Source organism: Dietzia sp. E1 (assembly GCF_014145015.1).
Classification (GTDB): Bacteria; Actinomycetota; Actinomycetes; order Mycobacteriales; family Mycobacteriaceae; genus Dietzia; species Dietzia cinnamea_A.
Window position 1 is genome coordinate 1 of the sequence record NZ_JAALDU010000043.1, and the last position, 4,942, is coordinate 4,942.

The following is a 4,942-nucleotide window of genomic DNA, read 5'->3' on the forward strand; positions in this document are numbered from 1 at the left end:
CCAGAATCGGATCAATGCACTCTGATTCCGGAAGGGCCAGTTTCTCACCGTTCTCTTCCTCATCGGTATCACCGCCGAGGCGATGACCGGCGCGCTGGCCGCCGGTCGCGAGCGCATGGACCTGTTCGGCGTGGTGATCGTCGCGTGCGTCACCGCCATCGGCGGCGGCTCGATCCGGGACGTTCTGCTGGGTCACTATCCGCTCATCTGGGTGAAGCACCCGTCCTACCTCGCGCTGGTCGCGCTGGCCGCGGTCATCACCGTGGTCGTGGCCCCGATCATGCGGCACTTCAGGGTGCTCTTCCTGGGGCTCGACGCGCTCGGACTGACGGTCTTCGCGATCATCGGCGCGCGGATCGCTCTCGAGATGGGGCACGGCGTCCTCATCGCCGTCGCCGCCGCGGTCATCACGGGCGTATTCGGAGGAGTCATGCGTGACCTGCTGTGCGACCGGGTACCACTCGTGTTCCGGCAGGAGCTGTACGCCAGCATCGCCATCCTTGCCGCGCTCGTCTTTGTGGGCCTGGTGGCTGCGGGCGTCCCGGAGAACTGGGGCGCGGTGATCACCCTGGTCGTGGGGTTCGGCCTCCGAGTGGCCGCGATCCGCTTCAAGCTCGGACTGCCGGTGTTCGACTACTACCAGGAGCGCGAGCAGCCCGGTCGCCGTCCGCGGGATCGTCGGCGCCACCGATGGAGTCTGCGGGGCTGGTCCAAGGACGTGGACTGACACTGCGGGCGACCAGTTCAACACCGTGGCCTACGCCTAAGACCCGGCCGCGCGAGGACGCTCGGTCGACCGGAAGCGTACCGGCCCTGCCGCTGGTAGAACGGGGCATGGCCATCGACGCACTGGAACCCCACCCGCTCGTCCGCCTACTCGGCAAGCCGACGGCCGACTTCACCGCCGCCGACCTCGTGCGGGCCGCCGAACAGCTGGAGCTGAGCCAGGTCAACCTGCGCTACGTCGGCGGCGACGGCAGGCTCAAGACGCTCGCCTTCCCCATCAATTCGCGCGAGCACCTCCACGAGGTGCTCACCCGCGGCGAGCGCGTGGACGGCTCGAGCGTCTTCCCCGGCACCGACACCGAGGCCAGCGACGTCTACATCGTCCCGCGCCACCGCACCGCGTTCCTCAACCCTTTCGGGGAACGCACCTCGCTCGACGTGCTCTGCTCGTTCTACGCACCCGACGGCACGCCGCTGCCCTACGCGCGCGAGCAGGTCGTGCGCCGCGCCGCCGAGGTGTTGACGCTCCAGACCGGCATGACGCTCGAGGCATTCGGTGAGCTGGAGTACTATCTCGCCGCCGATCCCGAGCCGATCTACCCCGTCGAGTCCGAACGCGGCTACCAGGAGTCGGCGCCCTTCTCCAAGCACGAGCGGGTCCGCGAGCAGGTGCTGGGGCACCTCCGCGAGATGGGGGTCGCGATGAAGTACGTGCACGGCGAGGTCGGCAACATCCTGGAGGACGACCGACAGCTGGTCCAGCACGAGATCGAACTCCAGCCCGTCCCCCTGGAGCAGGCCGCCGACGCCATCGTCCTGACCAAGTGGGTGGTGCGTCAGGTCGCCTACGCCCACGGCCTCGAGGCGACCTTCGCCCCGCTGGTGAGCGGCGACGGCGCGGGCAACGGTCTGCACATCCACAGCCGCCTGGTGCGCGACGGCGCCAACGTCATCGTCGACGACGCCGGCATCACCGACACCGCGCGCAGACTGATCGCCGGCTACCTCTCGGCCGCCCGGGCACTGTCCGCGTTCGGCAACACCGTCCCCACCTCCTACCTGAGGTTCGCCGAGGGCGACGAGTCGCCCGAGGACATCTGCTGGGGGATGCAGGACCGCACCGGCCTGGTCCGGGTCCCGCTGGCCTGGGGCGGCAACGTCCTGGGCGACATGGTCGCTCACGCCAACCCCGGCCGTTCCGAGCCGATCCCCGAGCCCGCCACGCACCCCCAGACCGTCGAGTTCCGGCTCGGCGACGGTTCAGCCGACGTGCACCTGCTCCTGGCGGGCATGGCCGTCGCGGCCAGGCGCGGGCTCGACGACCCCGGCAGCCTGCAGCAGGCCGAGCGCCTCACTGCCGCCGACGGCGAGGACTTCGAGACCCTGCCCACCTCGTGCGCGGAGTCGGCCGACGTGCTGGAGGCCGAGCGCGAGATGTTCGAGGCCGACGGTGTGTTCCCCGCCGCGCTCATCGACTCGGTGCTCGCGGGGCTACGCGGTGATGACGACGACGACGATGACGATGACGACGACGACGAGGTGGGCGACTCCGGAAACGGCGACGCCGACCGGGAGGAGCTCATCCGCCGTCACTGGCACGTCGGCTGAGCCCGCCCGGTCGGCGAGGTGGCCCGGGGGAGCGGGCCTGCCCCCTGCCCGTCCGCTACGACTCGGTCTCGAGCAGTTCGGAGATCAGCGCGCTGACCCGCCGCTTGATCGCGTCACGGATCGGCCGGACGGCCTCGATTCCCTGGCCCGCCGGGTCCGCCAGCTCCCAGTCCTCGTACCGCTTGCCGGGGAAGACCGGGCACGCGTCGCCGCAGCCCATGGTGATGACCACGTCGGACGCGCGGACGGCGTCGGTGGTGAGGATCTTCGGCGTGGCCGAGGTGATGTCGACGCCGTCCTCGGCCATCGCCTCGACGGCGACCGGGTTGATCTGATCCTTGGGTGCCGACCCGGCCGACAGGACGTCGATTCGTCCTCCGGCCAGGTGGGACAGGTAGCCGGCGGCCATCTGGGAGCGCCCGGCGTTGTGGACGCAGACGAACAGCACGCGGGGCCTGGAATCGGTCAGCTCTGCGAGCAGGGTGCGGACGCGGCGATCGATGTCGTCGCGGACCAGACGCATCCGCTCCATGCCCTCGATGCCGCGGTGCGACGGCTCGTCGGTGTGCCAGATATCGAACGCGCTGACCTCGTCGTCGTCGATCTCCCCGGCGGCCTCATCGCCCAGGACGATCACCCGGTCCACCTGCCGCAGCAGGTCGGGGTCGACGGCCGTGGGGGTCTCACCGGACATGTCGGCGCCGACCTCGGCGACCGCCTCCGCGGCGAGCGCGTTGACCGCCGAGCCGGGCGTCGTGCCCGCCGAATGGACGGCGACGGCGTCGCCGGCGTGCAGGCGCATGAGCGCCGCCGCCATCTGGGATTTGCCGCCGTTCTTGACGCACACGAACAGAACGCCGGGCACGCGACCGGTCTTCTGCTCCCCCGTCATGAGCGGGTTCCGGTCACCGAACGATCGGGCAGCGTCGGGTCGCCCGGGAAGAGTTTCGGTCCGGCCCACAGTGCCACGTAAACGAGCCCGATCAGGACCGGGACCTCGATGAGCGGCCCGACCACGCCCGCGAGGGCCTGGCCGGAGGCGATGCCGAAGGTGCCGATCGACACCGCGATCGCCAGTTCGAAGTTGTTGCCCGACGCGGTGAAGGCCACGCTGGTCGACTTCGCGTAGTTCAGCCCCACCGCCCGCGAGGCGAACAGGCTGAGGGCGAACATGAGGACGAAGTACAGCAGGAGGGGTACGGCCATCCGCGCCACGTCGAGCGGCTGGGAGGTGATGGCCTCGCCCTGCATGGCGAACAGTAGGACGATGGTGAACAGCAGCCCGTACAGGGCCCACGGTCCGATCCGGGGGAGGAACGTCTCCTCGTACCACTCACGACCCTTGGCCCGCTCACCGAGAATCCGGGTGAGGAAGCCGGCCAACAGCGGGATGCCGAGGAACACCAGCACCGAGAGCACGATCGCCCACACCGAGAACTCGGCCGTCGTGGTCTCCAGGCCCAGCCAGGAGGGCAGCAGTTGCAGGTAGAACCAGCCCAGGGCGCCGAACGCCACGACCTGGAACACCGAGTTGATGGCCACCAGCACCGCGGCGGCCTCCCGGTCCCCGCAGGCCAGGTCGTTCCAGATGAACACCATGGCGATGCAGCGGGCCAGCCCCACGATGATCAACCCGGTACGGAACTCCGGCAGGTCGGGCAGGAAGACCCACGCGAGGGTGAACATGAACGCCGGGCCGAGCACCCAGTTGAGGAACAGGGACAGCGTGAGCAGCTTCCGGTCGCCGGTGACCCTGTGGGTCTCGTCGTAGCGGACCTTGGCGAGCACCGGGTACATCATCACCAGGAGTCCGATGGCGATCGGGACGGAGATCCCGCCGACCTTCACCGAGTCCAGTACCCGGTCGAGACCGGGGATGAACCGTCCGAGCAGTAGCCCGACGGCCATCGCCGTGAGGATCCAGAGGGCCAGCCAGCGGTCGAGGAACGACATCTTCTTGGCGACCGGTGCCACGCCGGGCCCGGTCATCATGGTGCTCATCCGGGAGAACGTCCTTAGATCGATGATTGTCTATGGGGGAGGCTAGGCTGACATATCGGTGAGTGTCAATGTATCTTCGGGGTCAGGTGAGGTGGACGATGACAACAGTGGAACCCGGCCTGTCGGCCCCGGTGCAGGACGCGTGTTGCTCGATGTCGGCGGGCCCGGTGGACGCGCCGACCGCCGAGCGGATGTCGGCGCGACTCAAGGCGCTCGCGGACCCTATGCGGTTGCGCCTCCTGTCGCATATCGCGGCGCAGGGGTGTGACTCGGTGTGCGCCTGCGATCTGCTCGAGGTGGTCGACATCAGCCAGCCGACGATCAGCCACCATCTCAAGAAGCTCGTCGAGGCCGGGCTGCTGGTCCGCGAGCAGCGCGGTAAGTGGGCGCACTACACCGTGGTGCGCGAGTCCTTCAACGACCTGCGCAGCTTTCTGGACCTGTCGTGACCGGGTGACGACCCCTGCCCTGTGGTGTGCTTTCGCATGGCGCGGAAGTGCGCGGTGGAGTCGAGAAGCGAGCGGTTGCCCGGAGTGGTGGCCGGACGGCAGGCTCCCGACGCCCGGCGTAGGTCACTATTCGAGTGAGAGGAACCGGACGGCGACCT

At 69.1% G+C, this 4,942-nt stretch carries 5 protein-coding genes and 1 pseudogene; 3 read left to right on the plus strand and 3 right to left on the minus strand.

Annotated elements, in window-relative coordinates:
* Positions 1-82: 82 nt before the first annotated feature.
* Both G6030_RS02145 and G6030_RS02150 read left to right on the plus strand, forming a co-directional pair.
* Entirely contained in the window at positions 83-727 is a 645-nt protein-coding gene (locus G6030_RS02145) for a trimeric intracellular cation channel family protein (RefSeq protein ID WP_182642056.1), read from the plus strand.
* 107 nt (positions 728-834) lie between these two features.
* On the plus strand, positions 835-2,334 hold the full coding sequence (locus G6030_RS02150) for a glutamine synthetase family protein (RefSeq protein WP_182642057.1): 1,500 nt from the start codon (positions 835-837) through the stop codon (positions 2,332-2,334).
* 55 nt (positions 2,335-2,389) lie between these two features.
* Here G6030_RS02150 and G6030_RS16800 read toward each other — a convergent pair whose 3' ends face one another.
* The 3 genes and pseudogenes from G6030_RS16800 to arsB form a co-directional block, all read right to left on the minus strand.
* Positions 2,390-2,803: an arsenate reductase ArsC gene (locus tag G6030_RS16800; RefSeq protein WP_317259873.1), complete on the minus strand. Its 414-nt coding sequence runs from the start codon at positions 2,801-2,803 to the stop codon at positions 2,390-2,392.
* 18 nt (positions 2,804-2,821) lie between these two features.
* A pseudogene (locus G6030_RS16805) lies at positions 2,822-3,226 on the minus strand (low molecular weight phosphatase family protein); the annotation flags it as partial.
* Complete coding sequence (arsB, locus tag G6030_RS02160) at positions 3,223-4,335, minus strand: ACR3 family arsenite efflux transporter (RefSeq protein ID WP_007628295.1); 1,113 nt, start codon at positions 4,333-4,335, stop codon at positions 3,223-3,225. The gene arsB and the pseudogene G6030_RS16805, both read right to left, overlap by 4 nt.
* A 98-nt stretch (positions 4,336-4,433) precedes the next feature.
* On the opposite strand from arsB, the gene G6030_RS02165 reads away from it, so the two are divergent.
* On the plus strand, positions 4,434-4,784 hold the full coding sequence (locus G6030_RS02165; protein ID WP_043566840.1) for a metalloregulator ArsR/SmtB family transcription factor: 351 nt from the start codon (positions 4,434-4,436) through the stop codon (positions 4,782-4,784).
* Positions 4,785-4,942: the final 158 nt, after the last annotated feature.